The organism is Nonlabens dokdonensis, assembly GCF_002162835.1.
GTDB lineage: Bacteria > Bacteroidota > Bacteroidia > Flavobacteriales > Flavobacteriaceae > Nonlabens > Nonlabens dokdonensis_B.
This window is the reverse complement of the sequence record NZ_MAAX01000028.1, coordinates 21,902-39,233: the sequence shown is the minus strand read 5'-3', so window position 1 is coordinate 39,233 and position 17,332 is coordinate 21,902. Positions and strand designations below refer to the sequence as shown.

The following is a 17,332-nucleotide window of genomic DNA, read 5'->3' as shown; positions in this document are numbered from 1 at the left end:
AATAGAATGCTATATGTCTTTAAAAATCGTGTTGTTAGGTTACATGGGGTCAGGTAAATCGACTATTGGAAAACTACTTGCAGAGAGAGTAAATTATAATTTTATTGATCTAGACGATGAAATAGAAAAACTGGAAAACAAAAAAGTCTCACAAATATTTGATGAGAATGGAGTCATTTATTTTCGGAAATTAGAAAATGAAGTTTTAAAAGCGCTTTTGAAACCAGAAAAAAATATAATTCTATCATTAGGAGGAGGAACCCCATGTTATTTTGAGGCTATGCAATATTTAAATTCAAGAGCAGATGTACATACTGTGTATTTAGATGTATCCATTCCAGAATTAGTGCGTAGACTGTTTCCAAAAAAATCTACTAGACCGCTAATTGAAAATATAATTACTCAAGAGGAACTGACAGAATTTGTTGGTAAACATCTATTTGAAAGGCGGCAATTTTATAGAAAAGCTAAAACAATAATATCGATTAATGAATTGTTGCCTAAACAAGTCGTAGACAAAATTGAATCGTCACTATTCTAGTGTAACATTAAATGGTTTCTTACTTAATTGAACCTCAATATGTTCTTCCAGAGTTGTAGATAGAGAGATTCCTTTAAAATCAGCCTTTACTGGATACTTTTTATGGTTTCTATTTACTAAAACAGCAGTTTTGAGTCGTGCCAAGGGAACGTTTAAGAAGTGTCTTACAGCATAAATTAAGGTTGTACCGCTATTGAGTACGTCATCACATAGAATGACACCGCAATCTTTATATTGATCTTCTGTCAATGAAGTTTTAATAGGTTCTAATGGATTATTTTTATCAATAATCACTTTGCATAATACTATTTCAATAGAAATAATTTTAGACAGTGTTTTTTTAATTTCTTTAGCAAAGGTATATCCACCTGAATCGATTCCTGCTAGAATTACTTTATCGTAATTCAGGTATACCTCTGCTATTTGAAATGCTATTCTTCTTATTTTATGTTCCACCTGATTGTGACTTAATATTTCACTTCCCATTTTTAATGATCTTAATTATTAATTCTTTATTTTTTCTAGAGTCTTCAGAATTTGAACACTTTTCTAATTGAATGGTGTCAAATTTTTCTTGAAACAACTCTTTATATTCTTTTTCACTAATTGTAAATGGTGGTGACTCTCTAATTCCATTGAAATTAAAAAGTACACCTTCTAATTGACCGCCAGTTTTCAATAATTCATGAACCATCGAGACGTATTTGCTACGTAAATGAGGATGTAACGCACAAAAAAAGGTTTGCTCTAAAATTAGATCATAAGCTCCAGTATGATTAAAAAAATCCTCATGAATAATTTTTAAAGAACTAGTATCTCTGATTTTTTGTGATAATAATTTCAGCGGTTGCTGTGCAATATCTAATACGGTAATATCTTTAAAACCAAGTTGTAATAGATATAGCGCTTCATAAGCATTTCCAGCTCCTGGAATCAAAATAGATATTTGTTTATTTGATAAGTTGTCAATTATAAATTTTAAAGGTCGAGAAACATGACCTAAGTCCCAACCTGTTAAGTCATTTTGATATCTATTTTGCCAGTAATTTTGATCAAAATTCATTCTTCCTCGTCTTGGTTTAATAGATCAGAGAGGTCTCGTCGGTCCTTTTTTGTAGGTCTTCCTTCTCCTTTTTTTCTGTAGTAATCTTGATTGAGCGCTATTAACTTTTTAGCTTCAAAATTTTCTTTAGGAGTTCTGTCTAATCTATATAAACCAACAATTTTGTTCCCTACACGACTTTCAGGTAAGTCTATAACTTCAACTTTGTATTCAATTTGATCTTTTCGTAGGTCAATGATATCTCCAGCATAGACATCTCTAGCCGGTTTAACAACTGCACCGTTAACTTTTATACGTCCTTTTTTTGCGGCATCTGTGGCCTTACTCCTAGTTTTGTAGTAACGTACACTCCATAAATATTTATCAACTCGCATAAATCATTTGTTATTAAACGTTATCATAGCAACACAAAAATAACTGAAAATAGTATCTTTGAAGGCTATAAAAATTGATGATGAAAAAAATAAAATATTTGATCACTGTATTAATCGCAGTCTTTTTAATTTCTTCGTGCGGTAATGATGATGATGGGAACGGAATTGCCGTAAGAGATAGAACCGAAGTTTATACAGAAGACCTGATAGAGTTACAAAATTATCTAGATACACACTTTTATAATTACGAAGAGTTTGATACAAATCCAGCAGGTGAAGACTTTAAAATTGAATTTGACACGATAGCAGGTGCTAACTCTTCTAAGATTCCACTTTCAAGTCAAGTTACATCTAAGGTTTTAAGTAGAGATGGTATTGATTACACATACTTCACATTGAAAGTGCGTCAAGGTGGTGGACCTTTAAGTCCTACGTTTGCAGACAGTACACTTGTTTCCTACGAGGGAAGACTTTTAGATAATACCATATTTGATGGATCTATTAACTCGGTTTGGTTTGATTTACCATCAGTAGTTGATGGTTTTACGGCTGGAGTTACTGAGCTCAATGAGGCTTCCTCAATAACACCTAATGGTGATGGAACATTCAGTTATCAAGATTCAGGTATAGGCGCTGTTTTTATGCCATCTGGATTAGGTTACTTTAGTACTACTGTATCTGGAATACCTGCATATTCTCCTATAATATTCACTTATCAGGTAAGAAGTGTTCGGTTCACAGACCACGATAATGATGGAATAAGATCTTTGTATGAAGATATTGATGAAGATGGAGATTTAACATCACCTAATCCTAGAGATAATACAGATAATGACCTAGGAAGTTTAGGAGGCTTCTTATATAATTACATAGATAATGACGATGACGGCGACGGCGTTCCTACTATTTTTGAAAATGCAGATCCTAATGGTGATGGGAATCCCAACGATGCCGAAGACTTAGACGGCGACGGTATTCCTGGTTACCTTGATGCAGATGAGGTAAATATTGATTTAGATGGCGATGGTATTCAAAACAGGTTTGAAAATCCAGATCCTAATGGAAATGGAAATCCTGGTGATGCTGTTGACACAGATGGCGATGGTATTCCAGATTATCTGGATGCTGATGATGATGGAGACGGAATTCCTACCGCTCAAGAAAATGCAGACCCTAACGGAAATGGAAATCCCGTAGATGCGCTTGATACTGATGGTGATGGAATACCTGATTATCTTGATTCTGATTCTTAAACCTAAATAACCTTATTAACTAAAAACGAGTTTTAATAGATTTTAAAACTCGTTTTTTATTTCTAGTTATCCCACATTTGGATATATTTTTAAAACAAATTGATAAGTATTAAAAGAATTATTTACAGTTACGCTTTCGCGAAAGCGTAATGACCTACCTACATTATCATTTACCTTCTATCATTTATCCATTTTCTCTATAGCTTTACGTTTTTGTCTTTCTGCTTTAGCTTTTCTTCTTTCTTCTTTTCTCAACTGCTTTGTTTCCTTAGAATATCTCGATTGTAGTATAGGGATTTTTACTCCAGCATAAACATCGGCAGCTCGTGAATCATCAGTTATAAGGTTACTTATTATCGAGCCGCTACCTACCGTAAGTAAACAGAATCTGAATCCTGCGCCCCATATAAAATCTGAGTATTCCATAACACTAAGGTTGGTATACAATGAAAATAATCTAGATTCATACCTCGGTACGATACTCATGTAATTTAATCTTCTATTTGATAAAGGGCTGGTATCATCATTTAAGGACAGTACACCTGAAAGTCCTAAATATAAATTGCGATTTATCCTATAGTCTGCCATGTATCTTAATGTGGTAGGTAATTGTAAGTCTACATTTTGCACTGTGCTGGTTTGATCATAATTATCTTCTAGACCTTGTTGAAAATCTTCTTCAAAATCATCTGCGCTTACCGTGCCTGAGATCACATACTCTTCAACATTTACATTTTCATAGCTCAATTTACCCATGTCTTGTAGCGAAAGTCCTAGTTTGAATCTATATTGATTATGACCTTTTAAAGAAGTAGAGTCCATTTTTATGTCTCCTAAATTGGGACGGTATTCATACATCAGCCCAAAATCTGCTGCAAATCCAGAAGAACCACTACCAAATTTAAACTCGTCATTCTCGTCATTTGTATCATCTAAGGTCTGTCCATAAGTTAAATCTCCATTTGCAGTGATAGTGTCTCCGGCAGCATCATAGTTACCTTGAATACGGTCTGAATTAAAAAATACAGCACCTGCACCTTGTAGGTACTTGAGTGTAATTCCTCCTTTTAAGAAATGATTTTTCCCGTCATATAATACCATACCGTAAGTCAGCCCTGCCTCAGTCCATGCATGAATAGTTCCATTAAGATTTTCCATATCAATATTGATATCATTATCAAATGCATCATCCTCAGAAAGCGTTTCATAAAGTGATCCATTAATTCTATTTACATTCATAAAAGCTCTTACTCTAGTAGTAATACCTAAGGCATGTTTAGGCGCTAGGTTAAACATAAATGATGGTCCTAATACATCTAGGTTTAAATATAAATTATTTGCTTGACTAGGAAATGTCTGGCTGTCTTCATCAAAATCAAAGCCGTCTGGATTATCTATTAAATTAGAAAGATTAATGCCAAAATAATCGGTAGTAATAGTGCTTCCTACGGTGGCTATATTAATATCTGCTCTAAAACGACTGTCCACAACATTTGCAGGATTAAATGTTAAGCTGTTAATTCCAGAAAAATTGTCTAATTCTAATCCAGAATAGGATTGTGCAGACAGGTGTTGCATAGCTATAAGGCAAATACAAAGGTATACATAGGTTCTCATAATATATATTAGTTGATTGATTATCAAAAATATATAAATGCTCCTGCTATTAAAATACCCTTTATGGGGTATTTGCGCCTGTATGAATATGTAAAAAATAATCGGCTTTAATTCGTCATTAAAAACGTACTTTTGCACGCTTAAAATTAAAGCGTTATGCTCCATATATTTAACAACTTTACAAAAAATCCAAAGGATGACATATTAGCTGGTATTACAGTTTCTCTAGCTATGATTCCAGAGGTAGTTGCTTTTGCTTTTGTTGCAGGAATAGATCCATTAGTAGCTCTTTCTGGAGCATTTATTATAGGGTTAATAACGGCACTTTTTGGAGGTAGACCTGGATTGATATCAGGAGCAGCAGGAGCAGTTGCGGTAATTTTTATAGACTTGATAATTAAAGGTCATGAAAGAGGAATGGCCTTTGAGACACCTATTGAAAATATGGGTTTTTATTATCTATTTGCCACCGTCATTCTTATGGGCTTGATTCAAATTGTAGCTGGTGTATTTAAAGTAGGGAAATTTGTAAGGCTCATACCGCATCCAGTGATGATGGGATTTGTTAATGGTCTGGCTATAGTGATTTTTCTGGCTCAAGTAAAAATGTTTACACATAAAAATCTTGAAGTAGGAGCAGATGGTGTTAAAAAGTATGTTTCTACATACATGCAAGGAACAGAACTCTATATCATGATAGGATTAGTAGCGCTTACCATGGCAATAGTATGGTTATTACCTAAACTAACCAAGAAAATACCGGCTGCACTGACCGCTATTCTGGTAACCACAGCCGTTGTAGTATTTGCAAATCTTGAAGTGAGCACCGTAGGATCTTATATTATAGAAGGTGGAGGAACTGGTCTTAAAGGTGAGCTTCCTACACCTAATCTAGAGCTTTGGAACAACCTTCCTTTAAACTATAGCACCTTTACTTTTATTTTACCATATGCATTTCTTGCTGCTGCAGTAGGTCTCATAGAATCTTTAATGACCATGAACCTAGTAGATGAATTAACAGATACTCGTGGTAGTGGTAATAGAGAATGCGTGGCTCAAGGAGCAGGAAATATTGTGAGTGGTCTCTTTGGAGGTACAGGAGGTTGTGGTATGATAGGTCAGACAGTGATCAATATCAACGCCGGTGGACGTGGACGATTATCTGGCGTGATGATGTCTGTTACCTTACTGACATTTATACTTTTTACAGATAAATTAATAGAACAAGTTCCTATAGCAGCATTAATAGGTGTCATGTTTATGATGGTTATAGAGACGTTTGCATGGTCTAGTTTTAGAATTTTACGCAAAATCCCGCTAGCCGATGCTGCTGTATTAATAATCGTCTCTTTAGTAACGGTATTTTTTGATTTAGCTATAGCTGTATTTGTAGGTGTTATAATTTCTGCACTAGTGTTTGCTTGGGAAAGTGCAAAGCGCATTAGAGCTCGCAAAAGTTTTAAAGAAGACGGTACTAAAGTTTATGAAATTTGGGGACCGTTATTCTTCGGTTCAGTAACAGATTTTAATAGCAAATTTGATCCTAAGAATGATCCAGATAAAATTGAAATTGATTTCATTGAGTCTAGAGTTCAAGATCACTCTGGTATAGAGGCTTTACGAGGTGTAGCAAATAGATATTTGGATTTAGGTAAAGAGATAAAGTTAACACATTTAAGCCCAGAATGTAAAGATTTGCTTATGCGCAATAATCCAGAGTTTGATACCATAATAGAAAGTAGTATAGAAGATCCTCGTTATCACATCGCTACAGATTTGATGGACGCTGAGGTGTAATTATCAATTAAATACTACTTGTGATTATCTTATATTTTCTGTTCTCGCTTTCGCGAAAGCGGAACAATTCACATTTTTCTAACAAACAAAATCCCTATTTTTGAGCAAACAACTCAATCGATGGATTTAGACTTCAATAAAAACGAAGATCATAATAAAATGTTGCTTTCTGATCTCAGAAGAAAGCTGGCCAAAGTTGCTCTAGGCGGCGGTAAGAAACGTATTGAAAAACATCATGCAAAAGGAAAAATGACCGCTCGTGAGCGCATTGATTACTTGCTAGATAGTGCGGAAGATGCTATTGAAATAGGAGCATTTGCAGGTGAAGGTATGTATGAAGAACACGGTGGTTGCCCTAGCGGTGGCGTGGTAGTTAAAATAGGTTATGTGCAAGGGCGACAAGTTATTGTTGTGGCAAATGATGCTACTGTTAAAGCAGGAGCCTGGTTTCCTATCACGGGAAAGAAAAATTTGCGTGCACAAGAAATCTCTATAGAGAATAGACTACCTATTATTTACCTTGTAGATAGTGCAGGTGTTTACCTTCCTATGCAAGATGAGATTTTCCCAGACAAAGAACATTTCGGTCGCATATTTAGAAATAACGCAGTAATGAGCAGTATGGGAATTACTCAAATTGCAGCTGTAATGGGAAGTTGTGTTGCTGGAGGTGCTTATTTACCTATTATGAGCGATGAAGCTCTTATAGTAGATAAAACTGGAAGCATATTTCTTGCAGGATCTTACTTAGTAAAAGCAGCAATAGGGGAAAGTATAGATAATGAAACGTTAGGTGGAGCAACGACACATTGCGAGATAAGCGGTGTGACAGATTATAAAGCTAAGGATGATAAGGATGCTCTTGATAAAATCAAAAAGATATTTGATAAAATAGGAGATAGTGATAAAGCAGGATTCAACAGAGTAGAGGCAAAGAAGCCTGCGTTAGATCCTGATGAGCTTTTTGGCGCGCTTCCTAGAGAGCGCAATGCACAATATGATATGATGGAATTAATCAATCGTATGGTAGATGCAGATTCTTTTGAGGCCTATAAAGATGGTTATGGACAGACTATAATCACTGGTTATGCGCGTATGGACGGTTGGGCAGTAGGTATTGTGGCAAATCAACGTAAGATCGTAAAAACTAAGAAAGGTGAAATGCAATTCGGCGGAGTGATTTATAGCGATAGTGCCGATAAAGCAACTCGATTTATAGCAAACTGTAACCAGAAGAAGATTCCGCTGGTATTTCTACAAGATGTAACAGGTTTTATGGTCGGATCTAAGTCAGAGCATGGAGGTATTATTAAGGATGGAGCAAAGATGGTAAATGCAGTTTCTAACTCTGTAGTTCCTAAATTTACTGTGGTGATAGGAAATAGCTACGGCGCAGGAAATTATGCGATGTGTGGTAAAGCTTATGATCCACGTTTGATTTTTGCATGGCCTAGTGCAGAGCTTGCTGTAATGAGTGGGAATAGTGCTGCAAAAGTATTAATGCAAATAGAAAAAGCGAGTCTAGAAAAATCAGGTAAGAAACTGACTGAAGAAGAAGAAAAGGAATTGTTTGCTAAAACGAAAGATCGCTACGATGAGCAAGTTTCTCCTTACTACGCAGCATCAAGAATCTGGACTGATGCCATTATCGATCCACGTGATACCAGAAAATGGATTTCCATGGGAATAGAAGCTGCAAATCACGCACCTATCACAAAAGATTTTAATCTAGGGGTGATACAGACGTAAGAACTTGAAATCGAACTTGAAAAATGAAATTTTGAATCCCAAACCGTTAAAAGTTTGGGATTTTATTGTGTAGTATAATTTACACCTTCTACACATGTTTAATTTGTTTAATTTAGTTTCTTAATTCACAGTTGTTAAAACCCAAATGAATTTCAAAAAACTCCTCAAAAGCATACTTATAATTGCACTCGCAAGTTATTTAGCTATATGTGGTTTGCTATATTTCTATCAAGAGAAATTGCTTTTTCATCCAGAAAAATTAGAGCAAGACTTTCAATTTGAGTTCAAACATGAATTTGTAGAAAGGGATATTGTAACTAGTACAGGTCACTCCATTAATACATTATTGTTTCCACAGGAGAATGCAAAAGGCGTTATTCTTTATCTTCATGGTAACGGAGGTAGTTTAAAATCTGTAGGAAATGTGTCCGAGCATTTTTTACCTTTAGGCTATGATGTATTTATGGTCGATTATGCAGGTTATGGTAAGAGTAGTGATGAAATAACACAACAAGAAGAATGGTTTGAAGACATGCAATTCATTTATGATGATTTAAAAAACAGCTATTCTGAAGATGAAATTTTCATAATAGGCTATTCCATAGGAACTGGTGTTGCTTCTTATCTAGCTTCTCAAAATAATCCAGCGCAGCTCATTTTGCATGCTCCATACTACAGCATGACAGACATGATGAAACGCAATTACCCTATAATTCCTATGATTATTTTAAGATATGAGCTTGCCACAAATCAATATTTAAAAAATGTTGATGCTCCTGTTTATTTATTTCATGGTGATAAAGATGAAGTGATTCCAGTAGAATCGTCAGTGATGTTAAGTGAGGAATTTAATTTACCGTTTACTAAATTAGAGAAACAAGGACATATGAATATAGCTGGTAATACAGTAGCATTACAAGAATTAGAAATAATCTTAAAATAAAGAAACTTAATAAATGATGCAGTAACTTTATTTTGCATTTACTATTTTAACTTTTTCAATACGAAAAGCCCCATAATTACTTACTGTGTTATGGGGCTTTTTGATAAAATGAAATTAGTTTAAATTACTCCTTAATTAAATTTTGAACAACTTTGCCATCGGCTGTTTCTATGACAAGCAAATACTGACCTTGAGATAATGATTCAGTTCCTAATTGTGTCTGTTCTAGAGTATTATCAAAACTTTGTTGTTTTACTAAACGGGCATTCATATCATAAATAGATACCGCATTGATAAGATTACTTTGAGATTGAATATATATCTTATCGCTTGTAGGATTTGGATAAAAAGATACTTCAACTTCCTCTTTCTCAATACTTGCAGTAGTACAACTTAAACTGAATGATGAAGTGCTATCAACATTTGAAGTAAAATTGGTATTCATATAATTTATATCACTCACTTCAATACAATTCAAATTAGGGTTGTTAATTATATTTATACTCCATAAATTTTGATTGGCAGGATCTACTGGATCGTTAGGTATTAATAATGTATTTGCGCCATTATTTAGATTTAATTCTGTCAAAGAATTGTTTTGTAGTCGAAGTTGCTGTAATAGGTTATTGTTAGAAAGGTCTAAAGATGTCAAACTATTATTCTGAGCATAGAAAAATTCAAGAATGATATTATTATCTAGATTTAAAGAGCTTAAATTGTTATCAGCTACGTTAAGATTTTTTAAATCTGTTTGTACAGCTAAATCTAACAATGAGACTTGGTTGTCATTGATAATTAAGGTTTCTAAAAGTATATTTTGACTCAAATCAATATTGTTGATTTGGTTATCAAACAAGTTAAGGGATTTGAGCAGAATATTATTATTAATATTTAAGCTCGTAACTTCACTATTCTGCCATATCAGTGATTCTAAATCAGCCAAATTTGTTATGTCAAATGAAGATATTCTGCTACCCAAATTTAGAACTGTAACAAGATTGGAGTTATTTGAAAAATCCATAGTAGTAAATGGGTAGTCATTTCCAGGCCTTGTAACTGATCCACCAAAACGAATGTATTCAAGTAATGGATTTTGAGAGATATCGATATTTTGTAATTGAGGACAAATAAAAACATCATAATATTCAAGTAATGGATTGTTAATTGTGTTTACAGATGTTAGATTATTAGAACCTGCTAAAAAGAAAGTTTTTAAATTAGGATTATTAGAAAAATCTACTGTACTTACTGCAGAAAGTTGCATTCTTAATTCCTCCAAATTAATATTACTTGATAGATCGATACTTTGTATTCCGAAAATAAAATCTAGACTTAAATAAGTGATTGCCGTAGCAGGACTCAAATCAACTACTGTTAAAGGGTTCTGTCCTAAATCTATATACCTAGTATTAGGCACAGAGGAAAAATCAAAATTTGATAACATATTGCCTCTAGCTCTTAAAGTGTCTAGAGCTACAAACGCTTCAAGTCCTCTGAAGTCAGCGATGGATTTATTACTTAGGTTAAGTGCTTCAACATTACTTACATTAGAATTAGTAACATAATTATCTAATACAGTATCTAATCCTAGTGTTATTAATTCTTGTTCAAAATTGGAATCCGGCACATAGGTTTGCGTTGCAGTACTACATGCGGCAACATACATTTGTCCACTATCTATACCTGCGCTAAAGTTAGCATTCATAAAAGCTACATCACTTACCTCTATACAAGTTAAGTTATTATTTACGGTAGCATCAAATGCAGAAATTATACTATTGTTACCGTTTCTTAAGTCTATAGTTTGCAATTGGTTATTAGTTAAATAAACAAAACTTAAAGAACTAGCATTACTTAAATCGATAGAGGTTATTAAATTGTTTTCTAACCCTAATTGTTCTATAGAACTAGAGATGTTAGGTGATCCATTTAATTGATTGTTATTCAAAAATAAACGCTCTAATACCGGATACGTATTATAATCAAGTCTCGAAATGTTATTATTATTCAACAATAAATATTCAATAGTATTATTGTTTACAAGAAAATTTGTTAGAGAATTAGCAGTAGCATCAAGGATTTTCAAATTTGGTAAACTGCTTAGATCTAGTGTGCCACTTAAAAAATTGTTGCTTACAGATAAACTTTCTAGAGTGATAAAATCTTCGATTCCGGTAAGGTCTGAAATACTTTGCATTGAAATATCAAGACTCAATAGTCCACTTATATTTGCTGTTGTGACCATGTCATCTAAGACGGTATCATAACCTAAGTTAATTAACGCTAATTCGAAATTGTCATCTGGCACATATGTTTGATCTGTAGGGAACTCGGTGAGAATAAAACTGGACTGTGCGGTAGATAATCCACAAGATAGCAAAGTGTTTTCAGTATAATTAATAGTTAACGATTGATCGCCAGCCATCACACTCCATGTACTATTCATGCCAGTGGCCGCTGGGCCGTAGGTAATAATAGGAGATCCTGTACCACAAGCAAGATTAGATCCTACAATTGGGAATAAAAATTCATTTGAACTAAGGTCTATAATTATTTGATTAACACTTCCATTATTATTAGGTAATAATTGAACTGTGAGAACTCTTTCATTTGGTTGACTTCCTATGGAAATATCAACAACACCTTCTGCGATATTAAAATCGTTAAACGCTGGGCCTATTGTCGTAGATCCATTAACTAAGGTATATCTACCTACCATGAAATCAGCTGGTTGAGCTTGAAGTATAGAAAGGTTATATAAAAAGGCTATGATTACTAGTAATTTTATTCTCATAATATCGTGTTTTAGTACCCTTCTAAATTACTTTGGATAAATAGCTGATACAATACCCTTTGAGGGGTATTTTCGTAAGAGGTGTTTTTTGTTGTAGTTTTATAAAAATTCTTGAATTCAAATAATAATAAAGTAATTCTTTTATGATTAGTTATGATTAGAAAAAAGTACCTCTATTTTGCTTTATTGATTGTGATGGTTGTATTGATTTATAAAGTCATTGCCTTTTTCACTCTTCAAGAAGATAGAATTAATGCCACTTATCTAATTCCGCAAGACGCGGTCTTTTTTATAGAGATGGATGATCCTTTGCGCAACATGAATACACTGGCAGAAAGCGAGATATGGGATCATTTACAAACAAATGAAACCATCCATAAAATGAGTGCAAAACTCAATGCGCTAGACACCATTTTTCAATCCAAAACAGATCTTTTTGAGATCATCGGTAATAGAGATGTCTTTATGAGTGCTCATATGATTAAAAGAGATGACTACGCTTTTTTGTATGTCGTAGATATGGAAAAACTCTCTAGATTTGAATTTATTAAAAACAATATCAACCAACTGGTAAACAAGAATTATGATGTTACTAAACGCATTTACAATGAGGTAGAAATCACTGAAATCACAGATAAAAGTACTTACGAGATTTTATCTCTTGCTTTTATAGAAAACCAAATGCTTGCCAGCTACACGCATACTCTGGTTGAGAAAAGTATCGATGAATATCTATCTCCAGTAATAGGTCGTGATTTACAATTCTTGGAAATCCAGCGAGAGGTAAAACAGCAAGATCTATTTAGGTTTTATCTCAATCACAAATACCTAACGGATTATTATAAAGCATTTTCTAATGAAAATAGCGCCATCGTTGAGCTGTTTGAGGAGCATTTTAACTTCTCTGGTTTTCATATAGATGTAGATTCTGACCGGTTGTTAAATGCAAATGGCTATTCTAACGGCGACCAAACCGCCCAAAGTTTAATCACTGCTCTTTATGATTCTGGAACCAGTAAGGTAACCGTTAGTGAGATTTTGCCGCAGGAAACAGTCTTGTTTTTAAGTTTTGGATTTGATGAGTTTTCAGAACTGCATGGTAATTTTTATGACTTACTAGAAAATCAAAACCCTAGTTTGTTTAATGAATATAAGCAAGGAAGAAAAAAAATAGAAGACTTGGTTGAAATCGATCTAGAACGTGACTTTTATTCTTGGATGGATGATGAACTCGCTTTCGCGAAAGCGGACTCAAAAAACATATCTGAAAAAGAAGGAATTGCCGTAATCCTAAAAGCCAAAAATACAGACGATGCCATCGAGCGGCTAAAGTTTGTGGAGCAACAAATTGCTGAGAACACGCCAGTAAAATTTAAAGAAGTAGACTATAGAGGTTACAAAATCAATTACTTAGATTTAAAAGGCTTTTTTAAACTGATTGCTGGCTCATTGTTTGACGCTATTGAGAAGCCCTACTATACAGTCATTGATGATTTTGTAGTATTTAGTAATTCGCCCAAGACACTTAAACTATTTATAGACGCTCAAGAAACTGGAAAAACCCTTGTTGAGGATGAATATTATAAGGATTTTAAAGATGAATTTAGCTCAGAAAGTAATGTGTTTTTATATGTAGACACTAATAAATTGATAGATGCATCTTCAAAGTATTTGACTTCATCTTCAAAGGAAGAGTTAGACTTAAATAAAACCTTTTTCTCACAATTCACCCAATTTGGACTGGAGTTAACAGCACAAGAATCTGTTTTTCAATCTAAGGCGATGATTCACTATGATAAAGATTATGATCATGAAGCCTTGCAGCAAGAGAAACGAACAAAAGACCTACCACTAGATTTTGTAACTATAAGAAAAGAAGAAATTAGTAAGGAAACTGTTTTTGATATACCACCTATTTTTCCAGATGATTTTACAGCCAATTTTTACGAGCAAAAGTATACTAATGGAAAGACCAAAATGAAGGTATATTTAAAAGATGGTATGCCAGATGGTCGTTATAAAGAATACTATTTTGATGGCCAGCTCAAAATTTCAGGTCGCTTTGATGAAGGAGAAAAAGATGGCAAGTGGAAAGCCTACTTAAGAAACGGTAAACTGTATCACAAAGAGCGATTTTAATTTAAATTCCCAGAAATTTGCTTGAGCAAATTATCAGGGATCTCTTAGAATCTTTTTTATCATTCCAAAAAATTTGGCAAGATATTCTTAATAAATATGGAAGAACTATTTACATCCTTATCACTATTAACATGAAAACTATCGAAATGAGTTTCTAAGGTTTTCCCATTGGTAAAATGTCCGACCTGAACTCATCTTGTCGAAGTAAGGACAATGCGGCTTGCGCAAGAGTAAAACTCACAAACTCACAAACTCAAAGACTACTTCCTTTCCTCACGCTTTTCCTGAATGCGCTGTTTAAAATTACGTCTTTTACGATCTTTAATACTTCCTTGTTTGCTCTTATTCCAAAATAGAAATACAACAAAAGCGAGCAATACGCCGCATATATAAATCCAGTCTTTGTATTCACTTAAGATTTCCATGGTCTATTTCTTATATCACTTTCTACTATTCCATCACGCAATCTTATCACGCGATGCGCATGCTCTGCAATATCTTCTTCGTGAGTTACTAATATGACGGTATTACCGTCGGCATGGATTTTATCAAAAAGTGCCATGATTTCTACTCCAGTCTTCGAGTCCAGGTTTCCTGTAGGTTCATCGGCAAGGATGATGGATGGATTGTTAACTAATGCTCTTCCTACGGCAACACGCTGGCGTTGTCCACCAGAAAGCTGGTTGGGCTGGTGATCCATTCTATCTACAAGTCCTACGCTGGTCAAGACTTCTTCAGCACGAGCCTTGCGATCTTTCTTTGATTTACCTGCATAGATCATAGGCAATGCCACATTATCTAGCGCCGTAGTTCTAGGTAAAAGATTGAACGTCTGGAAAACAAAACCTATCTCTGTGTTTCTAATTTCGGCGAGTTGATCATCGCTTAAGCTAGAAACATCTGTCCCATTGAGTTTATAACTTCCTGCTGTAGGCGTGTCCAGGCATCCAAGAAGATTCATCAATGTAGATTTACCAGAACCAGAAGGTCCCATAAAAGCAATATAATCACCTTTTTTTATGTCCAGGTCTATTCCTTTCAATACATGAACGGTTTCTGACCCTAGTTTAAAATCACGTATAATATTGCGTACTTCGATGACATTTTCACTCATGGAACTAAATTAAGAATTTTAGATTTACGAGTATGACGCCTCAAAGCTTTTTTAGTTACAGATTTTAGATAAAAGTAATTTTAAAATCAAAATCAAAAATAACTTCAACTTTAGTTTTGAGCTCATTTAAAAACCTTAGCCATTAGGGTTGGGGAAAAAGTTTCATTTTTTTAAATAAATACCATCATCTGTTCTAACCTTTCCGACCAAAATTCGTTCTACTCATTTTGCCCACCTTTCCTTTTCTAAGGAAAGGAGTTTATTAAGATGTCTGTAAAACGGTTAAACCTATAGTTTTATAAAAAAACGTTCTTGAGATTGCTCTTTTCTGAAAAATATCAGCCCAAAATCAAAGCAATCTACACTAGCCGTCACTTTAGAATGCTTACAGATTTGATTCCACGCACGAGTCATGTCTGACGACCAGTAGATGTCATCAAAAACCACCACAGAGTCATTGTGTACGTGAGCTAGAATACTTTTAAAATAAGTAATAGTTGCATCTCCATCGTGGTGCCCATCTACATAAATAAGATCATAGAGTTTTTCTTCTTTATGCTGCGATAGAAAATCTTTAAAAGTGGAGCAGATAAGTTCTACATTCTGAATGTTATTTTCCTGCAATTGTTTCTTAGCAAACCCATAAACTTCAGGACTTCCTTCTACGCTAGTGATTTGAGCTTGTGGTCGTGAAACAGCCATCGCATGTGTAGCAACGCCTAGCGATGTTCCTAATTCTAGCACATGATTCACCTCAAAATAGGCGCACAATCTATACAAAAGTTGGGTATCTTTCTTGTTACTACAATTATGTTTCAGGATCTTGGCAACCTTGCGCTCATTAGTTTTAAAAACCCTGCTACCAGCACCATGATCTTCAATGTTAAGGATAAGGTTAGATGCGGCTCCGCTTTCGCGAAAGCGAGATAACAACTCATAATCTTCCTTTACAGAGTCATCTCGTAAACATTTTTTCTCCAGCTGAAAAATAAATGGTGAATGAATCCCATGCAAGTGAAAAGACTTGATGAGGTGCGAGAAATAAGCAAAAACTAGATGAAACAAAGCGCAAATTTAATAACTACAAAGATGCTGTTTAATTTATGAATCGGCTTTAATTTGTTCCATAAGTTGCTCGATAATTGCCGTAGATTCACCTTCTTGAGAAGCAAGTTTTTTTGCTTTTTTGGCAGTTTTTAATGCTTGCTTTGAATCACCTAATTTATGTAGCAAATGTGCTTTGGTTTCTAGATTAGATACATAAGTTTCTAATTCTATCGATCTATTTATGAGAACAAGAGCACATTTGAGGTCCTTTTGATCTTCAAGGTTTTGGTAGATTTTCCAAGCTAGCTCATTCAATTGATGACTGCTATACCACAAAGTTTCTAAATTCTTTTTAGTGAGTTTTTCATGAGCACCTTCAACGATTTCATATCTTGAAGGCTTGCCTTTGTAAGCGAGTAGATCACCAGATACTGTCATTTTATCGTGACGCTCTATAAGTTTTACCATTTCGGCACGGCGCATGGTGCTACCGCTTTGTCCTAGTTTGCGACCGTTTTTAATAAAGAAGTAAGTTGGTATGGAGTTGACTTGTAAAATATCATCACTCAAATTATCATCAGTATTCATTTTATAGATGGTAACATCTAGTGTTTCATCATTTGCAATGGACTCAATGGTAGGAGCCATGGCACGGCAAGGTCCACACCATGGAGCTGTGAAGTAAAGTACTTTGATTTGGTCATCTTGAACCATTACGGTTTCTTCCATCGTGGCATCGGTCACATATTTTTGAGCGGTAATAGTGCTAGAAAGTAAAAGTGAAAAAGTAATTATAAATAGAATGCGCATATAGAGATTTTTGTTCATTTACTAACTAATTTTATGCCAGTATTATTGTTTGGGTGTTCCGCTTTCGCGAAAGCGAGATCATCAATAGTAA

General features: G+C 34.4%; 15 protein-coding genes. 6 read left to right on the top strand and 9 right to left on the bottom strand.

Annotated features, from left to right (window positions below; all coding sequences use genetic code 11):
• Positions 1 to 541 (top strand): shikimate kinase (locus A9Q93_RS01800; protein WP_303685671.1); only part of this gene is annotated, 541 nt, incomplete at its 5' end.
• Here the strand turns inward: A9Q93_RS01800 and A9Q93_RS01795 are convergent.
• Genes A9Q93_RS01795 through A9Q93_RS01785 form a run of 3 tightly spaced genes read right to left on the bottom strand, consistent with a single transcriptional unit; the run spans position 533 to position 1,978 of the window.
• Positions 533 to 1,027, bottom strand: coding sequence for a phosphoribosyltransferase family protein (locus tag A9Q93_RS01795; RefSeq protein ID WP_303685670.1), 495 nt, complete (start codon positions 1,025 to 1,027; stop codon positions 533 to 535). The genes A9Q93_RS01800 and A9Q93_RS01795 overlap by 9 nt on opposite strands.
• Entirely contained in the window at positions 1,017 to 1,604 is a 588-nt protein-coding gene (locus A9Q93_RS01790; RefSeq protein ID WP_303685669.1) for a methyltransferase domain-containing protein, read from the bottom strand. The genes A9Q93_RS01795 and A9Q93_RS01790 overlap by 11 nt, the downstream gene beginning before the upstream one ends.
• On the bottom strand, positions 1,601 to 1,978 hold the full coding sequence (locus A9Q93_RS01785; protein ID WP_303685668.1) for an RNA-binding S4 domain-containing protein: 378 nt from the start codon (positions 1,976 to 1,978) through the stop codon (positions 1,601 to 1,603). The genes A9Q93_RS01790 and A9Q93_RS01785 overlap by 4 nt, the downstream gene beginning before the upstream one ends.
• An 80-nt stretch (positions 1,979 to 2,058) precedes the next feature.
• Here A9Q93_RS01785 and A9Q93_RS01780 point away from each other — a divergent pair, with 80 nt between their 5' ends.
• A complete protein-coding gene (locus tag A9Q93_RS01780; protein ID WP_303685667.1) occupies positions 2,059 to 3,231 on the top strand; it encodes an FKBP-type peptidyl-prolyl cis-trans isomerase in 1,173 nt (390 codons plus the stop codon).
• Positions 3,232 to 3,411: 180 nt separating this feature from the next.
• Here the strand turns inward: A9Q93_RS01780 and A9Q93_RS01775 are convergent, their stop codons facing one another.
• Positions 3,412 to 4,809 carry a hypothetical protein gene (locus A9Q93_RS01775; protein ID WP_303685666.1) on the bottom strand — a complete coding sequence of 466 codons (1,398 nt, stop codon included), beginning with the start codon at positions 4,807 to 4,809 and terminating at the stop codon, positions 3,412 to 3,414.
• 195 nt (positions 4,810 to 5,004) lie between these two features.
• On the opposite strand from A9Q93_RS01775, the gene A9Q93_RS01770 reads away from it, so the two are divergent.
• From A9Q93_RS01770 to A9Q93_RS01760, 3 genes are all read left to right on the top strand, one after another.
• Positions 5,005 to 6,645: a SulP family inorganic anion transporter gene (locus tag A9Q93_RS01770; protein WP_303685665.1), complete on the top strand. Its 1,641-nt coding sequence runs from the start codon at positions 5,005 to 5,007 to the stop codon at positions 6,643 to 6,645.
• Positions 6,646 to 6,765: 120 nt separating this feature from the next.
• On the top strand, positions 6,766 to 8,394 hold the full coding sequence (locus A9Q93_RS01765) for an acyl-CoA carboxylase subunit beta (protein ID WP_303685664.1): 1,629 nt from the start codon (positions 6,766 to 6,768) through the stop codon (positions 8,392 to 8,394).
• Between the two features lie 145 nt (positions 8,395 to 8,539).
• Positions 8,540 to 9,337, top strand: coding sequence for an alpha/beta hydrolase (locus A9Q93_RS01760; RefSeq protein WP_303685663.1), 798 nt, complete (start codon positions 8,540 to 8,542; stop codon positions 9,335 to 9,337).
• Positions 9,338 to 9,461: 124 nt separating this feature from the next.
• Here A9Q93_RS01760 and A9Q93_RS01755 read toward each other — a convergent pair whose 3' ends face one another.
• On the bottom strand, positions 9,462 to 12,131 hold the full coding sequence (locus A9Q93_RS01755; protein WP_303685662.1) for a T9SS type A sorting domain-containing protein: 2,670 nt from the start codon (positions 12,129 to 12,131) through the stop codon (positions 9,462 to 9,464).
• 153 nt (positions 12,132 to 12,284) lie between these two features.
• Between A9Q93_RS01755 and A9Q93_RS01750 the strand changes: the two genes are divergently transcribed.
• Complete coding sequence (locus tag A9Q93_RS01750; RefSeq protein ID WP_303685661.1) at positions 12,285 to 14,270, top strand: DUF3352 domain-containing protein; 1,986 nt, start codon at positions 12,285 to 12,287, stop codon at positions 14,268 to 14,270.
• 260 nt (positions 14,271 to 14,530) lie between these two features.
• Here the strand turns inward: A9Q93_RS01750 and A9Q93_RS01745 are convergent, their stop codons facing one another.
• From A9Q93_RS01745 to A9Q93_RS01730, 4 genes are all read right to left on the bottom strand, one after another.
• Positions 14,531 to 14,695 carry a hypothetical protein gene (locus A9Q93_RS01745; protein WP_303685660.1) on the bottom strand — a complete coding sequence of 55 codons (165 nt, stop codon included), beginning with the start codon at positions 14,693 to 14,695 and terminating at the stop codon, positions 14,531 to 14,533.
• Positions 14,683 to 15,384: an ABC transporter ATP-binding protein gene (locus A9Q93_RS01740; RefSeq protein ID WP_303685659.1), complete on the bottom strand. Its 702-nt coding sequence runs from the start codon at positions 15,382 to 15,384 to the stop codon at positions 14,683 to 14,685. The genes A9Q93_RS01745 and A9Q93_RS01740 overlap by 13 nt, the downstream gene beginning before the upstream one ends.
• A 288-nt stretch (positions 15,385 to 15,672) precedes the next feature.
• The gene (locus A9Q93_RS01735; RefSeq protein ID WP_303685658.1) at positions 15,673 to 16,449 is read right to left on the bottom strand and encodes an O-methyltransferase; all 777 of its coding nucleotides are present in this window, start codon (positions 16,447 to 16,449) and stop codon (positions 15,673 to 15,675) included.
• 36 nt (positions 16,450 to 16,485) lie between these two features.
• A complete protein-coding gene (locus A9Q93_RS01730) occupies positions 16,486 to 17,259 on the bottom strand; it encodes a co-chaperone YbbN (protein WP_303685657.1) in 774 nt (257 codons plus the stop codon).
• Positions 17,260 to 17,332: the final 73 nt, after the last annotated feature.

Excerpts from the sequence above, each read along its gene's own strand:
- A9Q93_RS01795 (WP_303685670.1), bottom strand. The coding sequence starts at position 1,027 with ATGGGAAGTGAAATATTAAGTCACAATCAGGTGGAACATAAAATAAGA.
- A9Q93_RS01790 (WP_303685669.1), bottom strand. The coding sequence starts at position 1,604 with ATGAATTTTGATCAAAATTACTGGCAAAATAGATATCAAAATGACTTA.
- A9Q93_RS01785 (WP_303685668.1), bottom strand. The coding sequence starts at position 1,978 with ATGCGAGTTGATAAATATTTATGGAGTGTACGTTACTACAAAACTAGG.
- A9Q93_RS01780 (WP_303685667.1), top strand. The coding sequence starts at position 2,059 with ATGAAAAAAATAAAATATTTGATCACTGTATTAATCGCAGTCTTTTTA.
- A9Q93_RS01775 (WP_303685666.1), bottom strand. The coding sequence starts at position 4,809 with ATGCAACACCTGTCTGCACAATCCTATTCTGGATTAGAATTAGACAAT.
- A9Q93_RS01770 (WP_303685665.1), top strand. The coding sequence starts at position 5,005 with ATGCTCCATATATTTAACAACTTTACAAAAAATCCAAAGGATGACATA.
- A9Q93_RS01765 (WP_303685664.1), top strand. The coding sequence starts at position 6,766 with ATGGATTTAGACTTCAATAAAAACGAAGATCATAATAAAATGTTGCTT.
- A9Q93_RS01760 (WP_303685663.1), top strand. The coding sequence starts at position 8,540 with ATGAATTTCAAAAAACTCCTCAAAAGCATACTTATAATTGCACTCGCA.
- A9Q93_RS01755 (WP_303685662.1), bottom strand. The coding sequence starts at position 12,131 with ATGAGAATAAAATTACTAGTAATCATAGCCTTTTTATATAACCTTTCT.
- A9Q93_RS01750 (WP_303685661.1), top strand. The coding sequence starts at position 12,285 with ATGATTAGAAAAAAGTACCTCTATTTTGCTTTATTGATTGTGATGGTT.
- A9Q93_RS01745 (WP_303685660.1), bottom strand. The coding sequence starts at position 14,695 with ATGGAAATCTTAAGTGAATACAAAGACTGGATTTATATATGCGGCGTA.
- A9Q93_RS01740 (WP_303685659.1), bottom strand. The coding sequence starts at position 15,384 with ATGAGTGAAAATGTCATCGAAGTACGCAATATTATACGTGATTTTAAA.
- A9Q93_RS01730 (WP_303685657.1), bottom strand. The coding sequence starts at position 17,259 with ATGAACAAAAATCTCTATATGCGCATTCTATTTATAATTACTTTTTCA.